Origin of the sequence: Zhongshania aliphaticivorans (assembly GCF_902705875.1) — a bacterium.
Taxonomy (GTDB): Bacteria; Pseudomonadota; Gammaproteobacteria; order Pseudomonadales; family Spongiibacteraceae; genus Spongiibacter; species Spongiibacter aliphaticivorans_A.
This window is the reverse complement of sequence record NZ_CACSIK010000003.1, coordinates 315,120-333,685: the sequence shown is the minus strand read 5'-3', so window position 1 is coordinate 333,685 and position 18,566 is coordinate 315,120. Positions and strand designations below refer to the sequence as shown.

Annotated in this window: 20 protein-coding genes; 16 read left to right on the top strand and 4 right to left on the bottom strand. The window is 47.6% G+C overall.

Annotated features, from left to right (window positions below):
- Positions 1–31: 31 nt before the first annotated feature.
- From rpmJ to rplQ, 6 genes are all read left to right on the top strand, one after another.
- Positions 32–148: a 50S ribosomal protein L36 gene (gene rpmJ / locus AELLOGFF_RS16620; protein ID WP_103684238.1), complete on the top strand. Its 117-nt coding sequence runs from the start codon at positions 32–34 to the stop codon at positions 146–148.
- A gap of 129 nt (positions 149–277) precedes the next feature.
- Positions 278–634 carry a 30S ribosomal protein S13 gene (gene rpsM, locus AELLOGFF_RS16615; protein WP_159270109.1) on the top strand — a complete coding sequence of 119 codons (357 nt, stop codon included), beginning with the start codon at positions 278–280 and terminating at the stop codon, positions 632–634.
- Positions 635–704: 70 nt separating this feature from the next.
- Positions 705–1,097, top strand: coding sequence for a 30S ribosomal protein S11 (gene rpsK / locus AELLOGFF_RS16610; protein WP_159270108.1), 393 nt, complete (start codon positions 705–707; stop codon positions 1,095–1,097).
- A 23-nt stretch (positions 1,098–1,120) separates the two neighbouring features.
- Positions 1,121–1,741 carry a 30S ribosomal protein S4 gene (gene rpsD / locus AELLOGFF_RS16605; protein WP_159270107.1) on the top strand — a complete coding sequence of 207 codons (621 nt, stop codon included), beginning with the start codon at positions 1,121–1,123 and terminating at the stop codon, positions 1,739–1,741.
- Positions 1,742–1,774: 33 nt separating this feature from the next.
- Positions 1,775–2,776 (top strand): DNA-directed RNA polymerase subunit alpha, encoded by a 1,002-nt coding sequence (locus AELLOGFF_RS16600; protein ID WP_159270106.1) that lies wholly within the window; start codon positions 1,775–1,777, stop codon positions 2,774–2,776.
- Positions 2,777–2,837: 61 nt separating this feature from the next.
- Entirely contained in the window at positions 2,838–3,221 is a 384-nt protein-coding gene (gene rplQ / locus AELLOGFF_RS16595; protein ID WP_159270105.1) for a 50S ribosomal protein L17, read from the top strand.
- Positions 3,222–3,290: 69 nt separating this feature from the next.
- On the opposite strand, the gene uvrA is transcribed toward rplQ, so the two are convergent.
- Positions 3,291–6,149, bottom strand: a complete 2,859-nt coding sequence (uvrA, locus tag AELLOGFF_RS16590) for an excinuclease ABC subunit UvrA (protein WP_159270104.1) — start codon at positions 6,147–6,149, stop codon at positions 3,291–3,293.
- Positions 6,150–6,297: 148 nt separating this feature from the next.
- Between uvrA and AELLOGFF_RS16585 the strand changes: the two genes are divergently transcribed.
- The 5 genes from AELLOGFF_RS16585 to glp all read left to right on the top strand — a co-directional run bounded on the left by AELLOGFF_RS16585 (position 6,298) and on the right by glp (position 11,038).
- On the top strand, positions 6,298–7,662 hold the full coding sequence (locus tag AELLOGFF_RS16585) for an MFS transporter (protein WP_235035763.1): 1,365 nt from the start codon (positions 6,298–6,300) through the stop codon (positions 7,660–7,662).
- Positions 7,663–7,737: 75 nt separating this feature from the next.
- Positions 7,738–8,265, top strand: a complete 528-nt coding sequence (gene ssb, locus AELLOGFF_RS16580; RefSeq protein ID WP_159270103.1) for a single-stranded DNA-binding protein — start codon at positions 7,738–7,740, stop codon at positions 8,263–8,265.
- Positions 8,266–8,454: 189 nt separating this feature from the next.
- Positions 8,455–9,312 carry a sugar nucleotide-binding protein gene (locus tag AELLOGFF_RS16575; protein WP_159270102.1) on the top strand — a complete coding sequence of 286 codons (858 nt, stop codon included), beginning with the start codon at positions 8,455–8,457 and terminating at the stop codon, positions 9,310–9,312.
- Positions 9,309–9,836, top strand: coding sequence for a molybdenum cofactor biosynthesis protein B (gene moaB / locus AELLOGFF_RS16570; RefSeq protein ID WP_159270101.1), 528 nt, complete (start codon positions 9,309–9,311; stop codon positions 9,834–9,836). Before AELLOGFF_RS16575 ends, moaB begins: the two co-directional genes overlap by 4 nt.
- On the top strand, positions 9,836–11,038 hold the full coding sequence (gene glp / locus AELLOGFF_RS16565) for a gephyrin-like molybdotransferase Glp (RefSeq protein WP_235035762.1): 1,203 nt from the start codon (positions 9,836–9,838) through the stop codon (positions 11,036–11,038). The genes moaB and glp overlap by 1 nt, the downstream gene beginning before the upstream one ends.
- 49 nt (positions 11,039–11,087) lie before the next feature.
- Here the strand turns inward: glp and fabB are convergent, their stop codons facing one another.
- The gene (fabB, locus tag AELLOGFF_RS16560; protein WP_159270100.1) at positions 11,088–12,311 is read right to left on the bottom strand and encodes a beta-ketoacyl-ACP synthase I; all 1,224 of its coding nucleotides are present in this window, start codon (positions 12,309–12,311) and stop codon (positions 11,088–11,090) included.
- A 57-nt stretch (positions 12,312–12,368) separates the two neighbouring features.
- Positions 12,369–12,890, bottom strand: a complete 522-nt coding sequence (gene fabA / locus AELLOGFF_RS16555; protein WP_200842764.1) for a bifunctional 3-hydroxydecanoyl-ACP dehydratase/trans-2-decenoyl-ACP isomerase — start codon at positions 12,888–12,890, stop codon at positions 12,369–12,371.
- A gap of 230 nt (positions 12,891–13,120) precedes the next feature.
- Between fabA and galU the strand changes: the two genes are divergently transcribed.
- Both galU and AELLOGFF_RS16545 read left to right on the top strand, forming a co-directional pair.
- On the top strand, positions 13,121–13,960 hold the full coding sequence (galU, locus tag AELLOGFF_RS16550) for a UTP--glucose-1-phosphate uridylyltransferase GalU (RefSeq protein ID WP_159270099.1): 840 nt from the start codon (positions 13,121–13,123) through the stop codon (positions 13,958–13,960).
- Positions 13,957–15,306 carry a phosphomannomutase gene (locus AELLOGFF_RS16545; protein ID WP_159270098.1) on the top strand — a complete coding sequence of 450 codons (1,350 nt, stop codon included), beginning with the start codon at positions 13,957–13,959 and terminating at the stop codon, positions 15,304–15,306. Before galU ends, AELLOGFF_RS16545 begins: the two co-directional genes overlap by 4 nt.
- Positions 15,307–15,443: 137 nt before the next feature.
- Here the strand turns inward: AELLOGFF_RS16545 and AELLOGFF_RS16540 are convergent, their stop codons facing one another.
- A complete protein-coding gene (locus AELLOGFF_RS16540; protein WP_159270167.1) occupies positions 15,444–16,403 on the bottom strand; it encodes a polyprenyl synthetase family protein in 960 nt (319 codons plus the stop codon).
- Between the two features lie 265 nt (positions 16,404–16,668).
- On the opposite strand from AELLOGFF_RS16540, the gene rplU reads away from it, so the two are divergent.
- From rplU to cgtA, 3 genes are all read left to right on the top strand, one after another.
- On the top strand, positions 16,669–16,980 hold the full coding sequence (gene rplU / locus AELLOGFF_RS16535; protein ID WP_159270097.1) for a 50S ribosomal protein L21: 312 nt from the start codon (positions 16,669–16,671) through the stop codon (positions 16,978–16,980).
- Positions 16,981–16,998: 18 nt separating this feature from the next.
- Positions 16,999–17,256 carry a 50S ribosomal protein L27 gene (gene rpmA, locus AELLOGFF_RS16530; RefSeq protein ID WP_159270096.1) on the top strand — a complete coding sequence of 86 codons (258 nt, stop codon included), beginning with the start codon at positions 16,999–17,001 and terminating at the stop codon, positions 17,254–17,256.
- Positions 17,257–17,352: 96 nt separating this feature from the next.
- A complete protein-coding gene (gene cgtA, locus AELLOGFF_RS16525; protein WP_159270095.1) occupies positions 17,353–18,555 on the top strand; it encodes an Obg family GTPase CgtA in 1,203 nt (400 codons plus the stop codon).
- Positions 18,556–18,566 lie beyond the last annotated feature (11 nt).

Sequence of the window (18,566 nt, the reverse complement as noted above, 5' to 3'; positions counted from 1 at the left end):
ACTAACCAAATGGCTTGTTTGGAGTATCACAATGAAAGTACGTGCATCGGTAAAGACAATTTGCCGGAACTGTAAAATCGTTCGTCGTAAAGGTGTGGTTCGGGTTATTTGTAACGTTGAACCGCGTCATAAGCAGCGACAGGGCTAAGCAATACGGTAACGGGGTTGCTTTGCAACCTTAGTGCGGGTAGACTACTGCGCCTTTCGTGCGGTGGTCATCCGTTTTCCGGTGATTGTTTGGCGTTAAAAAGAATTGGGCTTAATTGGAGTAACCTGAATGGCTCGTATTGCAGGTGTCAACATACCAGATAACAAGCATGCTGTTATTGCGTTGACCTATATATATGGCATTGGCCGCACTAGCGCTAAAGCGTTGTGTGCCAAAACTACAATAGCTGAAGACGCTAAAATCAGCACTTTGTCCGAAGAGCAGCTTGATGCACTTCGTGGCGAAATAGCGAAAATGTCCGTAGAAGGTGACTTGCGTCGCGTAGTTTCTATGAACATCAAACGCTTGCTGGATCTGGGCTGCTATCGCGGTCTGCGTCATCGTAAAGGTCTGCCGCTTCGCGGTCAGCGTACTAAGACTAATGCGCGTACGCGTAAAGGTCCACGTAAGCCGATTCGTAAGTAATCAAAGGCAGTAATCCTTTAGTGTAGCTACACCACTTGTGTAGTGTTGATATTAGAGATGGAAATAGAACATGGCCAAACCAGGCAAACAAGCTCCACGTAAAAAGGTCAAAAAGACCGTCGTGGACGGTGTTGCGCATATACATGCGTCGTTTAACAACACCATTATCACAATTACAGACCGTCAGGGTAACGCACTAAGCTGGGCAACAGCGGGTGGCAGTGGTTTCCGTGGCTCTCGTAAAAGTACACCTTTCGCCGCACAGGTTGCTGCAGAACGCGCCGGTAACGCTGCGAAAGATTACGGTTTGAAAAATCTTGATGTTGAAGTTAAGGGCCCAGGGCCAGGACGTGAGTCTGCTGTGCGTGCTTTGAATAACTGTGGCTACAAGATTACAAACATCACTGACGTGACACCAATTCCACATAATGGTTGCCGTCCTCCCAAGAAACGTCGCGTTTAATTAACAGTTGAGGAATATAGAAAATGGCTAGATATTTGGGCCCAAGCTGTAAATTATCCAGACGGGAAGGTACCGACCTGTTCCTGAAGAGTGGTGTTCGTCCTCTGGATTCAAAATGTAAAGCTGAAACAGCACCTGGTATGCACGGTGCTCGTCGTGGTCGTCTTTCAGACTACGGTGTTCAGTTAAGAGAAAAACAAAAAGTACGTCGTATGTACGGTGTACTAGAAAAACAATTCCGCGCATATTATACAAAAGCTGCACGCCGTAAAGGCGCTACAGGTGAAAACCTGCTTCAGCTTTTGGAAGGGCGTCTAGACAATGTGGTTTACCGTATTGGTTTTGGCTCAACCCGCGCAGAAGCTCGTCAATTAGTGTCACATAAGTCTGTACTGGTAAATGGTAAGACAGTAAATGTCCCCTCTTATCAAGTTCAAGCTGGTGACGTTATTAGTGTTCGTGAGAAATCTAAGACACAGTTACGCATTCAATCTGCAATTGCACTTGCTGCGCAGCGTGGTGATATTTCTTGGATTGATATTAATGCTACTAAAATGGAAGGCGTTTATAAGAGCGCGCCAGATCGTAGCGACTTACCTTCTGAGATTAATGAGCAATTGATCGTAGAGCTTTACTCGAAGTAAGTTAAACTCCGGACAAATCACGATAGGTGAACTATGCAAAGTGCTGTCAATGAATTTCTAACACCACGTGTTATCCAGGTCCAAGAACTTGGTCAAACTCGTGCGAAAGTGACGCTAGAGCCGCTAGAGCGTGGGTTTGGTCACACCTTGGGTAATGCTTTGCGTCGTATTTTGCTTTCTTCTATGCCGGGTTGTGCGGTAACCGAAGTTGAGATTGACGGCGTATTGCATGAATACAGCGCAATGGAAGGTGTACAGGAGGATGTCATTGAGATCCTGCTTAACCTTAAAGAAGTTGCGGTGATCATGCATGGTAAAGACCAGGCGACATTGGTTCTTAACAAGAAAGGACCTGGTTTAGTAACTGCTGGCGATATTCAAACTGATCACGAAATTGAAATCGTGAATACAGATCACGTTATTGCTAATCTCAATAGTGATGGTGAGATCAATATGCGTCTTACCATCGCTCGTGGTCGCGGATATGTCCCGGCTGATTCTCGTGATAATGCTGAAGAAGAATCTCGTTCAATTGGCCGCTTGCAGTTAGATGCGAGTTACAGCCCGATCAGTCGTGTTAGTTACGTGGTTGAAAGTGCCCGTGTTGAGCAGCGTACGGATCTGGATAAGTTGGTTTTGGATTTAGAAACTAACGGAACAATTGATCCTGAAGAAGCTATTCGTCGTGCAGCAACTATCCTCCAGCAACAACTTGCCGTATTCGTTGATCTGGAAAGCGAAGGTGAAAACGAGCCTTCACGTGAAGAGAATGAAGTAGATCCTATTCTGTTGCGTCCTGTAGATGACTTAGAGCTCACCGTCCGCTCGGCTAACTGCCTTAAAGCGGAAAATATCTACTACATCGGTGACCTAGTTCAGCGCACTGAGGTTGAATTGTTGAAAACACCAAACCTTGGTAAGAAGTCGCTAACAGAAATTAAAGATGTATTGGCGTCACGTGGGTTGTCTTTAGGTTTGCGCCTAGATAACTGGCCGCCAGCAAGTCTTAGAAACGACGACCGAGTGCTTGCGTAATTTCGCGAGTACTTTTGAATATTTTTTGCTGAGATAGCAACGTTTATTAAAGGAAAAAGCCATGCGTCATCGTCATAGTGGCCGTCAATTAAACCGTAATAGCTCTCATCGTAAAGCGATGTTCCGCAACATGACGGCGTCGTTGGTTGAGCACGAAATGATTAAAACTACCCTACCTAAAGCAAAGGAACTGCGCGGATATGCAGAACCTTTAATTACGCTTTCTAAGGTAGATTCTGTCGCTAACCGTCGTCTTGCATTTGCACGCCTACGTAGTGATTCTGCTGTTGGCAAGTTGTTTTCTGACTTGGGACCTCGTTATGAGGGCCGTCCAGGCGGCTACATTCGCATTATGAAATGTGGTCTACGTTCTGGAGATAAGGCGCCGATGGCATATGTTGAATTGGTAGATCGCCCTGTCATTGAAGAAGATGACGACGAATAGTCTAGCAATTAAAAAGCCGGCTTATTAGCCGGCTTTTTTTTGACTAAATTTTAATCCCTTCGGATAGCTTTATTTCTCAGCTACCGTTTTCATTGCGGTCTTTACTGGGAGAAGCTTAGCAAGAAAATGACCGGTATGAGATTGTGGCATTTCTGCAATCTGTTCTGGTGTCCCCTCTGCGATAATTTGCCCACCGCCACTGCCGCCCTCTGGCCCAAGGTCAACAACCCAATCTGCTGTTTTAATAACATCGAGATTATGTTCAATAACAACAACGGTATTACCGTGGTCTCGTAAGCGATGAAGGACGGTAAGTAAAAGTTGGATATCTTCGAAATGAAGACCGGTTGTCGGTTCATCTAGAATGTAGAGTGTTTTTCCTGTGTCGCGTTTAGAGAGTTCTCGTGCCAGTTTTACTCGTTGAGCTTCACCGCCTGATAGCGTTGTCGCTGCTTGACCCAAGCGGATATAACTTAAACCGACATCCATCAAAGTTTGTAATTTTTTACTGATGCTAGGGACGTTTTCAAAAAAAACATTGGCATCTTCTATGGTCATATCTAAGACTTCGTGAATATTTTTACCCTTGTAAGTGATTTCAAGAGTTTCACGATTGTATCGTTTGCTCCCGCATACTTCACACGCAACATAGATATCGGGTAAGAAATGCATTTCAACTTTAGTGACACCATCGCCTTGGCATGCCTCACAGCGACCGCCTTTAACATTAAAGCTAAAGCGACCCACCTTGTAACCACGTGAGCGCGCTTCTTGTGTGCCAGAAAATAATTCGCGTATTGGTGTGAAAATGCCTGTGTAGGTAGCAGGGTTTGACCGAGGAGTACGACCTATCGGGCTTTGATCTATATCGATACATTTGTCGACTTGATCTAGACCAGTGATGGCAACGTGCGCGGCAGGGGTTAAGGTCGTCGCGCCATTTAATTCTGTGGCCGCCAGTGGGTATAGTGTGTGGTTAATGAGTGTAGATTTACCTGAACCGGATACACCGGTTACACACGTCATGAGCCCCAAAGGCAGGCTTAAATTTACATTCCTTAAATTATTTCCTGATGCACCAGTTATTGTGATTGTCTTATCTTTAACAAAGGGGTTGCGTTGCGTTGGTATGGCGATGCACTTAGCGCCAGACAAATATTGTCCAGTTGAAGAGTTGGGTGAATTTAGAATATCTTCAAGTTTGCCTTGTGCTATAACGTTGCCGCCGTGAACACCGGCGCCAGGGCCGATGTCTATTATGTGGTCTGCGGTTCTGATGGCATCTTCGTCGTGTTCAACAACGATAACTGTGTTACCAATATCACGTAAATGTCTTAATGTTTTAAGTAGTCGATCATTGTCACGTTGATGTAAGCCTATTGATGGCTCATCAAGAATATACATAACACCTACTAGGCCGGCGCCAATCTGGCTGGCCAGTCTTATTCGTTGCGCTTCACCGCCAGACAGCGTGTCAGCGCTACGGTCAAGTGTTAAGTAATTGAGGCCGACATCGACTAAAAAGCGGAGGCGATCATTAATTTCTTTAAGTATTTTTTCGGCAATTTGAGCACGCCTTCCATGAAGCTTCAGCGAAGTGAAGTATTCTCTTGCGGCGCCTACCGGCATCGCTGCAATTTCAGGCAAAGTTTTGTCTATTATAAATACATTGCGAGCTTCTTTACGGAGGCGAGTGCCATGGCAGTCAGGGCAAGACTGGGTGTTTAAAAATTTACTAAGTTCCTCGCGTACTGTTTGTGATTCAGTATCTTTATAGCGCCTTTCCATATTTGGAATTACCCCTTCGAAGGGGTGCTTTCGTTGGAAATTGTCGCCGCGATCATTGATGTAGGTAAAACTGATTTCTTCGCTGCCGCTTCCGTAGAGGATTTTATTGCGATGATCCTCACTAAGTGATTCGAAAGGTGCATCTACATCAAAGCCATAATGATCTGCGAGTGAGGTGAGCATGTGAAAATAATAAACACTGCGACGATCCCAGCCGCGAATAGCACCAGTAGATAGGCTTGCTTCAGGGTGTTGAACAAGGCGGCTGGCATCAAAAAATTGTTTAACGCCGAGCCCGTCGCAGCTGCTGCAGGCACCAAGAGGGCTGTTGAAAGAGAATAATCTGGGCTCTAGCTCGGCTAAGCTATATCCACAATGGGGGCAGGCGAACTTAGAAGAAAAAACTAATTCAGCAATACTATCGTCTTCCATGTGGGCAACGCGTGCCACGCCATCGGTGAGTTCCAAGGCCGTTTCAAATGACTCTGCTAGGCGTTGTCCCAAGTCTTCGCGAACTTTAAAGCGATCTACAACAACGTCTATTGAGTGCTTTTTGTTTTTGTCCAAACTTGGCAGATCATCAAGGTCGGTAACAATTCCGTCGATTCTTGCACGCACAAAGCCCTGGCTACGTAACTTGTCAAAAGTGTGTAAATGCTCACCTTTTCGGTTGTGAATGACGGGGGCGAGCAGCATCATTTTGCTGCCTTCGGGCAACGCTAAAACGTTATCGACCATTTGGCTGACAGTTTGTGCCGAGAGGGGCGTATTATGGTCTGGGCAGCGGGGCTCACCAGCGCGAGCGTAAAGTAATCGCAAGTAATCGTATATTTCGGTAATGGTGCCAACGGTGGATCGTGGATTGTGAGATGTCGACTTTTGTTCTATTGAGATTGCTGGTGATAAGCCTTCAATATGATCAACGTCGGGTTTTTCCATCATGGAAAGAAATTGACGTGCATAGGTAGAAAGTGATTCTACGTAGCGACGTTGACCTTCTGCATAAAGGGTATCGAAGGCGAGAGAGGATTTTCCCGAACCAGATAAGCCGGTGATAACAACCAGTTTGTCACGGGGAATATCAAGGTCGATGTTCTTTAAATTGTGGGTGCGGGCACCGCGAACGATAATCCGATCCATAGTATTCCCCAGCGTGGTAAACCAACCATTATACGATGCGCATATGCTGAGGCGCAAAAGAAGCTTATGAAATAGAACAGTGGTTTTTAAGGGGCTGTTATGCTGATAGAATCGAGTTAATTAAGTTAATCGTTTTTGGGAATCCACCTTGAGTCTGAACGCAATGAGTGCGGCAGAGCGTCGCTCTGTCGCTTCACTGGCAACTTTGTATGCATTTCGCATGCTTGGGTTGTTTATGCTACTTCCAGTTTTGAGCTTATACGCCAGTGAATATGACCACAGTACACCGGTGCTTGTCGGTTTGGCGTTGGGTATATATGGCTTGGGTCAAGCTGCATTACAAGTGCCGCTTGGCATGTTGTCAGACCGGATAGGCCGTAAACCGGTTATTATTGCTGGTTTGATTTTGTTTGCTGCTGGGGGCGTTGTTGCCGCAAGTGCGGATAATATTGTTACGGTTATTATTGGACGCCTTTTGCAGGGCACAGGAGCAATAGCGAGCACATTAACTGCGTTGCTTGCCGACTTAACGCGGGAGCAGCATCGTACAAAAGCAATGGCGACGATTGGGCTTAGTATCGGTGTGTCTTTCGCTGTAGCGATGGTGCTTGGGCCGTTAGTGGCTTCTGAGGTTGGTGTTTCTGGATTATTTTTGTCGACTTCTATCTTAGCCGTGATTGGTGTATTCATAACATTGTGGTTGGTGCCAACACCAAGCACGGCCAGTGTCAATGGCGATAGTCAATCATTGCGGGGCCTGTTAGTGAGGTGTTTACAAGATCGCAATTTGATGAGATTGAATATTGGTATTTTTTCTTTACATGCCATGCTTATGGCGATATTTGTGATTGTGCCAAGTTTGTTGGAAGAGCAGGGGTTGGTAGCCAATGATCACTGGAAAATGTATCTTCCAGTTATGGTGCTGGCGTTCATTGCCATGGTTCCGTTGATTATATATGCGGAAAAATATAATGGCATGAAGACCACCTTTTTGTCGGCCATCGCAGCATTGGTTTTGACATTATTTGCCTCGGCTTGGCTTGCTCAAGAGTTTTGGTATTTAATTTTGATGATAGCGTTGTTTTTTACTGCGTTTAATTTACTAGAAGCATCTCTACCCTCCTTGGTGAGCAAAACAGTATGCCCTGGTGGTAAGGGTACGGCGATGGGAGTGTATTCTACCTTCCAGTTTTTTGGGGCTTTTTGTGGCGGCGCCATCGGTGGCGGGCTGCTCGGTCGCTGGGGAGTGTCGGTATTGTTTGTGGGTGCGGCAGTACTTGGCGGTATCTGGTTGATTGTTGCCTGGGGAATGGCCGTACCGCCAAAATCAGAGAATATGATTTTACGCTGGAATTTCGGGGATTGGGATGCTGTAAATTTGCGTGATGAAATGTTATCTCTGCCAGGCGCGGTAGATATTACAATATTAGAAAGTGAGCGGCTGGCGTATTTTCGTGCGGGCCCAGATTTTAATCCCGCTACCTTGCCTGATGGTATACAGCTCAGCAGCTAATAAGGTGGGAATCCGGTATAGTTAATCTTTTGCGAGAAATACATTCGCAGTATTAGAAATAATTGGAGGTGGCGCATGGCGCGAGGAGTGAACAAAGTTATTCTGGTGGGAAATTTAGGCCAGGATCCTGAAACCCGTTATATGCCATCTGGTGGTGCTGTAACTAATATCACCGTGGCGACAAGTGAGACTTGGAAAGATAAGCAAACAGGTCAGCCGCAAGAGCGAACTGAATGGCATCGAGTTGTATTTTTTAATCGTCTTGCGGAGATTGCTGGAGAGTATTTGAAAAAAGGCTCAAAGGTTTACCTTGAAGGTTCTCTACGCACTAGAAAGTGGCAAGACCAAAGCGGACAAGATCGCTATACCACCGAGATAGTTGCGGCAGAAATGCAAATGTTAGACGGTCGTGGAGACTCGGGTTCTGGTGGTAATTACAATGATGGTGGCTATTCGGCGCCGTCTCAGCCCCAAGCTCAAGCGGCACCTGCACAGCAACCAGCTCGCCGTGCACCACCACCTCCGCCGCAGAATCAAGCGCCAGCACAAAGTGCGCCACCGGCCGGTGGGTTTGATGACTTTGACGATGATATTCCGTTCTAAAAAACAATTAATAGATTTTAAATTCTTTAAAGGCGCCCTTCTTCTGTAGGGCGTTTTAGTTAGCGCTTAACCATTTGTATTTTAATTCCTTGTGAATATTGGGGGCATTGAGTACTGTTGATGGGGTAAGCCATCTTTGTATGCTGCTACTCAGTTAGTGTAACTTTCTTACAACGTGTGAATGCTTTTGTGAATGTAGTTTTAATTTCTCCATCAAGTTCTTTGAGCGACGCAATCTGCAATCAATTACATTTGCGGTTGCGACCATTTATTGCCATTTCTCCAGATGACCTGCCTTCATTGGATGCGAGCCTGTTAGTAGAGGCAATTGTTGTAGATTGCCAAGCTTTGGTGGAGTTTCAGGGCGCGGATGGCATTGCTGAAAATAAGCATGCCCAGATGTTAGAGCGACGTGAAGTGTTATTGCAGTTTTGTCAGGAGGCGTGTGTACCGTATATTTTGCTCAGTGATGGCCGGGTCTTTGATGGATTTGACGCGCCGCATAATGGTTGCGTGGAGAATGACGGTGTTACAGCGGCGAGTCTGGCGGGCAGGCAACTGGCGGAGTTAGAGGTTTTATTAACTGAATTTTCGGGCCAAGGTATAGTGTTACGCACGGGGCCTTTAATTGCGGTAGAGGAAGGGGGTTTTATCAGTGACTGCCTAGTGACTGTTCGCGGAGGTAAGGTACTGCCGTTAAATGATGCAATATTGAGTTGCCCAACGCCGGTATCTGATCTTGCAAGAGTGGTGTCGGCGATGGTCGATCAGCTTAGTTGTGGTGCGTTGTGTCGAGGTGTTTACCATTACAATAGCAGTGGTTCGACTAGCGCTTATGAGTTTGCTGAAGTTGTCTGTGCGTTTGCTTCGCAGTTTGTTGCACCTGTTGCGGAAATCACGGCAGATGATGACGGCATAGGCTGGGTGCCGAGTGTGCCGGTACTTTCTTGCGATAAAATATTGCAGGATTTTGGTGTTAAGCAGCTGCCGTGGCGGGCCTACCTGCCTAGGATGGTGCGTGCAATTTGTGAAGGGGCAAGTAAATGAGCGGCGATGATAATTTTATACCGCTGGATGTGGCGGTATTAACTGTCTCAGATTCGCGGGATGAAAAAAGTGATAGTTCGGGTAAGTTTTTTGTTGATGCGCTTGAGTTGGCGGGTCATCAGCTTGCGGACAAGAAAATAGTAAAAGACGATATTTATCAAATACGTGCTGTGGTGTCAGATTGGATTTATCGTAGTGATGTCCAAGTGGTATTGATCACGGGAGGAACCGGGTTTTCCGGTCGAGATTCAACACCTGAAGCAGTTTCGGTGTTGTTTGATAAGGAGATTGATGGTTTTGGTGAGGTATTTCGTGCGGTTTCATTACAGGAAATAGGCTCCTCTACCATTCAGTCTCGCGCAATAGCGGGTTTGGCAAACAATACGGTGATCTTCTGCGTGCCTGGATCAACTGGGGCATGTAAGACCGCATGGGAAGGGGTTATTAGTGAGCAGCTTGATAGTCGGCATCGCCCTTGTAACTTTGTTGGCGTGTTAAAAACTCGTCGGAATGCGGGGGGTTAGTGTTGGGTTTGCGCGCTGTTGATGATGTTTTGCACTATATTCTTTCTGACGCTCCAATTGGGTGCGTTAAGAGCGAGGTGTCGGCACTGTATTTGGGCGCAGTGCTTGATGGCGACGTGTTTGCTGAGCGAGATGTTCCGCCGGCTGATAACAGTGCTATGGACGGCTTTGCATTTAGGTATGAAGACTTATTGTCGGGTAAATCCTTGCCTGTTAGTCAGCGTATTCCCGCAGGAATAGTAGGCGAGGAGCTGCAAGAAGGCACCGCAGCGCGAATTTTTACTGGTGCGTTTATTCCGCCTAATGCAGATACGGTTGTCGCTCAGGAAGACTGCGAATTATCAGGCAATCAGGTAACTGTTAGCGCAGGCGTAAAAAGGGGGCAGCATATTCGCCCTCGTGGCCAGGATATCTCGGCGGGCCAATTGTTATTTGAGGCGGGGCACCGATTGCAGGCGGCGGATTTGGGGTTGCTGGCGTCCTTGGGTATATCGCGGCTCTCTGTGTCTGCCCCTATCCGCGTGGCGTTAATGTCTACTGGCGATGAATTGCGAGAGCCGGGAGAGTCCTTGTCTGCAGGGCAAATTTATAATTCTAACAGGCCCATGTTGGCGGCGATGATTCGTTCGCTGGGTTGTGAGGTAGTTGATTTGGGGATCATCCCAGATAACGCCAGCGCTACTAAAGCTGCGCTTCTCGATGCCTCTACACGCGCTGATGTTGTGATTAGCAGTGGCGGAGTATCCGTGGGCGAGGAGGATCACGTAAAAGCCCAAGTTGAGGCGCTGGGGGAGTTACAGTTGTGGAAGTTGGCCATCAAGCCGGGTAAGCCGCTGGCTTATGGTCGTTTGGGTGCTGCGCCATTTTTTGGTTTGCCTGGGAATCCGGTGTCGAGTTTTGTCACATTCTGTCTTTTTGTTCGGCCTTATCTGTTGAAAATGTTGGGTGTGGCAAATCCTGTCGTGGCGCAGTGGCCGGCTAATGCTAATTTCAGTTGGCCCAAGGCGGGCAGTCGTCAGGAATATTTGCGGGCTAGAGTGACGCCTGGCGTATCGGGTATGCAGGTAGATATTCACCCTCAGCAGAGCTCTGGGGCATTAACGTCAGTGTCGTGGTGTAATGCGCTGGCCGTTATCCCTGTGGGTGTTACGTTGCAGCGAGGCGATCACGTTGAGGTAATCTTTTTGCGGGATTTATACTGAAGAGTTAACGCGCCAGCCATCGTGTAAATAAATCGCTGGCGCGTATTGTTTAAGCTGTGTAACGCTTAAACACAAGGCTGGCATTGGTGCCGCCAAAGCCGAAACTATTAGACATAATTGTATTCAAGGTGACATTTTCTTGCTTGCTTGTCACGATAGGTACGCCTGCCGCTTCGTCATCTAGCGTGCTGATATTAGCGGATGCGGCAATGAAATTATGTTTCATCATGAGTAAAGAAAAGATCGCTTCTTGAGCGCCTGTTGCGCCCAATGAGTGGCCCGCCAGTGATTTGGTAGAGCCAATAGCGGGGATCTTTTTGCCTTCATAAGCTTGCTTGACCGCTTTTAATTCTTGCATGTCGCCAGCAGGTGTCGATGTGCCGTGAGAGTTGATGTAGTCAACATCGCTATCAACGCCGGCTAGCGCTTGGTGCATACAGCGAGCCGCACCTTCTCCGCTGGGAGCAACCATGTCATAGCCATCGGAAGTGGCGCCGTAACCAACCAGCTCGCCGTAAATTTTTGCGCCGCGTGCTTTGGCGTGCTCGAGTTCTTCTAGCACTACCATACCGGCACCACCGGCAATTACAAAGCCATCACGCTCTGCGTCATAGGGACGTGAAGCGCACTCAGGGGTGTCGTTGTATTTTGTTGATAGGGCGCCCATTGCATCAAATAAGCAGCTTAGGGACCAGTGCTCTTCTTCGCCGCCACCAGCAAAGACAATGTCTTGTTTGCCAAGTTGGATAAGCTCTGCGGCGTTGCCTATGCAGTGTGCGCTGGTGGCGCAAGCTGAAGAAATTGAATAGTTTACACCTTTGATTTTGAAGGGTGTCGCAAGGCATGCAGATACGGTGCTGCCCATGGTCTGGGTGACACGGTACGGCCCAATGCGCTTCACGCCGCGTTGGCGTAACGTGTCAGCCGAGTCGATTAGGTTCGCAGAAGATGCTCCGCCAGAACCGGCAATAATTCCTGTGCGGACATTGCTAACTTGATCTTCTTGAAGACCTGAGTCTGCGATAGCTTGCTGCATAGAAAGGTAGGCATAAGCGGCGGCGTCGCCCATAAAACGGAATTGTTTGCGATCAATTAGCGCTTTAAGGTCAAGGTTTTTAATGGAGCCTGAAACATGGCTGCGAAAGCCCATTTCTTTGTAGGTCTCGTTGAGCGCAATACCCGATTTGCCTTCCTGTAGCGAACTTAATACTTCAGCTAGATTATTGCCTATGCTGGAAACAATCCCCATGCCGGTCACGACAACACGTCTCATCGAATACCTCTTTTAATGTTTAATGGTAAATGGAGTTAGTAAAAGTTTTAACGCTTACTAGAAGCTGGCGTCGTCTTTAAACAGACCTACGCGCAAATCTTTTGCGGTATAGATAACTTTGCCGTCGACGGCTACTTCGCCGTCGGCGATGCCAAGCACTAACTTGCGCTCTATTAAGCGTTTGTAGTTTAGCGTGTAAGTGACAAGTTTGGCGTCGGGAAGAATTTGGCCTGTGAATTTCACTTCGCCAGCACCGAGTGCGCGTCCCTTGCCGCTATTACCACGCCAGCCCAAATAAAAGCCAACGAGCTGCCACATGGCGTCTAGGCCTAGGCAACCGGGCATCACTGGGTCGCCAATAAAATGACAATCAAAGAACCAAAGGTCGGGATTGATATCCAATTCAGCAACGAGTACGCCTTTGTTATGCGTACCACCCTCGGTGCTGACATGGGTGATGCGGTCTACCATAAGCATATTGTCTACAGGTAGTTTTGGATTGCCGGGGCCAAACAACGTGCCGTTTCCGCAATCAATTAACTCTTGTTTAGTAAAGCTATTTTGATGAATTAAAGACATGAGGCAGAATTATCAGTTTGAGAATGTTGCTTGCCATCTTAGCACGAAGGGTTTGTATGGCACATACAAAATGTAAACATTGGCCTGAACATTGCTGTAACACTCCTGTAACTAAGAGACAGTAAAAGAGCTGTTCTTGCTAAGTGGGCGCGCTAAAGGGAAAATAGCTGCATATTGCCTAGTTTTTTAATGGAGCTGGATTTTGGTCCAGATTAATAAAAGGAAACATCATGATTAGAAAATGTTTATTCCCTGTCGCCGGTTACGGCACACGTTTTTTGCCTGCAACAAAATCTATGCCTAAAGAGATGCTGCCCATCGTGAATAAGCCGTTGGTGCAGTATGGTGTTGAAGAGGCGATTAACGCTGACTTAAATGAAATTGCCTTGGTTACTGGGCGTGGTAAGCGTGCTATTGCAGACCATTTTGATATTAGTTATGAGTTGGAAAATCAGATTGCAGGTTCTAGCAAAGAGCGTTATTTAGACTGTATTCGTAATGTGCTTGAGAAAGGTACCTTCATGATGACGCGTCAGCGTGAGATGAAGGGCTTGGGGCACGCTATTTTGACTGGTGAGTGCCTCGTTGGCGATGAGGCGTTTGGGGTTATTTTGTCGGATGATTTGTGCCTCAATAATGAAGATGATGAAGGCGTTATGGCGCAGATGGTTAAGCTCTATAACCAGTTTCGTTGCAGCATCGTCGCTATCCAAGAGGTGCCATTGGAAGAAATTGAAAAATATGGCGTTATTGCCGGCGAAGAAATGGGTGATGGTTTATTCCGTGTTAGCTCCATGGTTGAAAAACCGAAGCCAGAAGATGCGCCAACCAATATGGCTGTTATTGGTCGTTATATTTTAACGCCAGATATTTTTGACATTTTACGTGAAACGCCTCCTGGCAAAAACGGTGAAGTACAGCTAACTGATGCATTGATGACGCAGGCGCAAAATGGTTGCGTTCTCGCGTATAAATTCCGAGGCAAGCGTTTTGACTGTGGTAGCGTACCTGGTTTTATCGAAGCCACTAATTACGTCTACGAAAACATTTATGCCGAGGGTTCATCGTGAGCAGCAGTGAAATAACATGTTTTAAAGCATACGACGTTCGCGGTCGTATTCCTGATCAATTGAATGAGGATATTGCTTATCGAATTGGCCGTGCTTTTGCTGCTGTTATTAAGCCTAAAAAAGTGGTTGTTGGCCATGATATACGTTTGAGTAGCGAAGCGATTAAAGCGGCATTGACGAATGGCCTGTTAGACTCTGGTGTGGATGTTTATGACATCGGCTTATGCGGCACGGAAGAAATTTATTTTGCCACGGCGCATGCGGAGATGGATGGTGGAATCGCGGTAACCGCCAGCCACAACCCGAAAGACTACAACGGCATGAAATTCGTGCGGGAGGAGTCTAAACCTATCAGTGGTGACACAGGGCTTTTTGATATTAAAAAGTTGGCTGAGCAAAATGAATTTGCTGAGTCTGCCGAGCGTGGCAAATTGCAGTCATTAGATACAGCGTCTGCTTACGTCGAGCATCTGTTGAGTTACGTGGATGTTGCTTCATTAAAGCCATTAAAGATTGTGGTTAATGCCGGTAACGGTGGTGCGGGCAGGGTCATCGATTTATTAGAGCAGCATTTGCCCTATGAATTTATTCGAGTCCATCATGAAGCGGACGGTAATTTTCCTAATGGGGTGCCCAATCCATTGCTGGTAGAAAACCGCCAGCCCAGCATTGATGCGATTAAGGCGCATGGTGCTGATTTAGGGGTTGCTTGGGATGGTGATTTTGATCGCTGTTTCTTCTTTGATGAAACGGGTGACTTCATTGAAGGCTATTACGTTGTTGGTTTGTTAGCCGAAGCGTTTCTATTGAAAAACCCTGGCGCCAATATTGTTCATGATCCGCGTTTAACTTGGAATACCGTTGCGATTGTGGAAGAGGCTGGCGGTAAGGCTGTGCAGTGCAAAACGGGTCACGCCTTCATTAAGGAGCGTATGCGCATTGAAAATGCAGTGTACGGTGGCGAGATGAGTGCACATCATTATTTCCGAGACTTTGCTTATTGTGATAGCGGAATGATTCCTTGGCTGCTGGTTACTCAGCTTATGTCAGTTAAATCCGCGAGTCTGTCTTCGTTGGTAGAAGAGCGAGTGGCGCTGTTCCCCTGTAGTGGGGAAATTAACCGTGAGGTAGCTGACGCGAAAACCGTAATCGCCCAAATTGAGGCTAAATATAAGCCGTTGGCGGCGGCAGTCGATTTTACTGATGGTTTAAGTATGAGCTTTGAGGGTTGGCGTTTTAATGTGAGAATGTCAAACACTGAGCCCGTTGTTAGGCTGAATGTTGAAAGTGATGGTAATGCCGCGCTAATGGAAGAGAAGACCGCTGAATTACTGGCGATGTTATAAATTTTTCTGTCGGTGAAAGCGCCTGCGGGCGCTTTTTTTATGGCTGGGTGTTTTTGTTGTTGGCTTGCGTTTGGTGCCTTGCCCCAAGTAATGCTGCCCTTAATGAATTTTGATGGCAGCTTGGGTGGCGGGTTAGCTTAGCTGCGTCTTGATAGTGCGATAGTGGTTAGTTTTTCCAGCGCGCGACGACAGGGGGAGTCCTCGATAGGCTTAAGCGCCTCAAGAGCGGAGTCGGTATACTGTTTGGCTGCATTTCTACAGTAGGTGAGCGCGCCGCTACTGGTCACTGCGGCGACAATAGCGTCAAGCTGCTCGGCAGATTTGTTGCTAATGGCATCGCGTACTAACTGTTTCTGAGTTTCGTTGCCATGTTGTAAAACATAAATTAGCGGCAGTGTTGGTTTGCCTTCTGCGAGATCGTCGCCAACGTTTTTACCGGTTTCTTCTGGCTTGCCTTCATAATCAAGGATGTCGTCAATTAATTGGAAGGCAATACCAAGGTTGAGTCCGTAGTTGTAAAAAGCGGTTTGGTGCTCACTTGCATGGCTGATAATGGCTGCGCCTTCGCAAGCGGCGCCAAATAAGACGGCGGTTTTACTGCGAATAACGTCGTAATAAGTAGACTCACTGGTATCTGCATTACCTGCGCGGCTCAATTGCAGTACTTCACCTTCTGCCACGGTATTGGTGGTACTGGAGAGTAGGCCCATCAGTGGAAGGCTGCCAATTTCTACCAATATTTGAAATGCGCGCGAGTAAAGGAAATCGCCTACTAGAACGCTTGGAGCGTTGCCCCAGTTAGCGTTGGCGGTGGGGCGTCCGCGTCGAAGTGCTGAAATATCGACCACGTCATCATGCAGCAGTGTGGCGGTATGTATGAACTCAATAACGGCGGCTAACTGAACATGCTGAGAGTCAGTTTTGCCGATGGCACCGGCACACAAAAGTGTTAGTAAGGGGCGGAGGCGCTTGCCACCTGCATCGACAATATAGTGGCCAATGTTTTCGACAAGGGGCACATTCGAGTGAAGTTGTTCTATGATGAAGTCGTTGACCGCAGCAAATTCGCTGTCAACGATCTGGCGGATCTGTTGCATGATTACGGCAATACGTCTGGCAGAGTCGGTTGGCATCGTATGAGTGAAGCCGCGGACTGTCAAGCGTTCTGCGGTAACAGGTTTTAGGGTGTTGTTTATTTTTCTAAAACTGCGTACAATTCGCGCCCCTGAAAGCAAAACCGTGCGGCCTCTTAATGGTTAAGTGGTGGTGACGGTGCCTGGACTTGTCCCGGCGTAGACTGTGATAGCAGAAAGCGCTCGGCCGAAATACATTATTGCAAGCAGGCTCTTGGAGATTATGCCCATGTACGCAGTTATTGAAAGCGGTGGTAAGCAACACCGTGTTATTGAGGGTGAGACCCTTAAGCTAGAAAAAATCGAAGTTGCCACTGGCGAAAGTGTAACCTTTGACAAAGTGTTGATGGTTAAAGCTGGTGAAGAGCTAAAAATTGGCGCACCTTATGTAGATGGTAGCAAAGTGACTGCGGAAGTTGTTTCGCAAGGTCGTCACGCCAAGGTTAAAATTGTTAAGTTTCGCCGTCGGAAGCACAGCATGAAACAAGCTGGTCACCGTCAGTGGTTCACCGAAGTGAAAATCACTGGAATCAGTGCTTAAGAAATTTAGGAGAGACTCATGGCTCACAAGAAAGCTGGTGGTAGTACTCGTAACGGACGCGACTCACAGAGTAAGCGTCTGGGTGTAAAACGTTTTGGTGGTCAAGTTGTTAGCGCGGGCAGCATTATTGTTCGTCAGCGTGGCACACGCTTTCACGCAGGTGAAAACGTAGGATGCGGCACCGACCATACATTGTTTGCAAAGGCAGATGGTGTGGTGAAGTTTGAAGTTAAAGGTCCAAAGAGTCGCAAATACATTAGTATTGTTGCGGCCTAAGCCTTCTTCGTGACGTTTAAAGCCTCGTCTGTTGACGGGGCTTTTTTGTTTCTGTAGATAGGTTTTATCCACACTCCTTTTTAGGTTGGCACGGTAATGAAGTTTGTTGATGAAGCGGTAATCAGGGTAGAGGCGGGGCGCGGCGGAAATGGCTGTCTGAGTTTCCGTCGTGAAAAGTTTATACCCTGGGGTGGTCCTGACGGTGGCGACGGTGGCGACGGTGGGAGTGTTATTTTGCGCGCCGAGGCCTCAATGAATACCTTGGTTGATTTTCGCTTTGTTAAAGCTTACAACGCGCGTGTTGGTGAGCCGGGTCGAGGTGCGAACTGTCGTGGCAAAAGTGCGGATGACTTGATCTTGAATGTGCCAGTTGGGACAACGGTGATCGATGAGGATACTCAGGAGGTGCTGGGTGATCTTGTGGCGGCCGATGATACCCTTAAGGTGGTGCAGGGTGGTTTTCATGGCTTGGGTAATACTCGCTTTAAATCGAGCACGAATCGTTCGCCGCGTCAGTTTACTCGGGGCAGTGATGGCGAGGTCCGTAACCTGCGTTTAGAGTTGAAGGTCTTGGCTGATGTAGGTTTGCTGGGAATGCCTAATGCGGGTAAGTCGACGTTTATTCGTGCAGTTTCCGCAGCTAAGCCAAAGGTGGCTAACTACCCTTTTACAACCTTGGTGCCCAACTTGGGGGTGGTGCGAGTACAGCAGCACCGCAGCTTTGTTGTTGCTGATATTCCGGGGTTGGTTGAGGGGGCCTCGGATGGTGCTGGCTTGGGGATCCGCTTCCTTAAGCATTTGACTCGCACGCGTTTGTTGCTGCATTTGGTTGATATGGCGCCGTACGATGGTGTTACTCCGCAAGAGTCTGTGTCGATTATTGCTAAAGAATTGTCGCGTTTTAGTCCAACCTTGGCAGGGCGTGAGCGTTGGTTGGTGCTTAATAAGTTGGATATGTTGCCTGAAGATGAACGTGAAGCGCGCTGTCAGGAGGTGGTTGATGCTTTGGCGTGGACGGGACCGGTTTATAAAGTGTCGGCGTTAACTGGCGAAAACACCAAGGCTCTGTGTAATGATGTGCTGCAGTTTGTTGAAGAGCAGTCGGAATTATTGGCGGTGGATGCTGATGCTGCGGAGCGTGAGCGCGACATTCAGGACGCGATGCAGGCGGAGGCAAGGGAGCGAATACAGGCCCTAGCGGATCAGCGGCGCTCGGCGCGTCGCGCTGAGGGTGGTGCGGATGATTACGACGATGAAGATGATGATGACCATGATGTTGAAGTGGTCTATCGGCCTTGAGGTGAGATGAT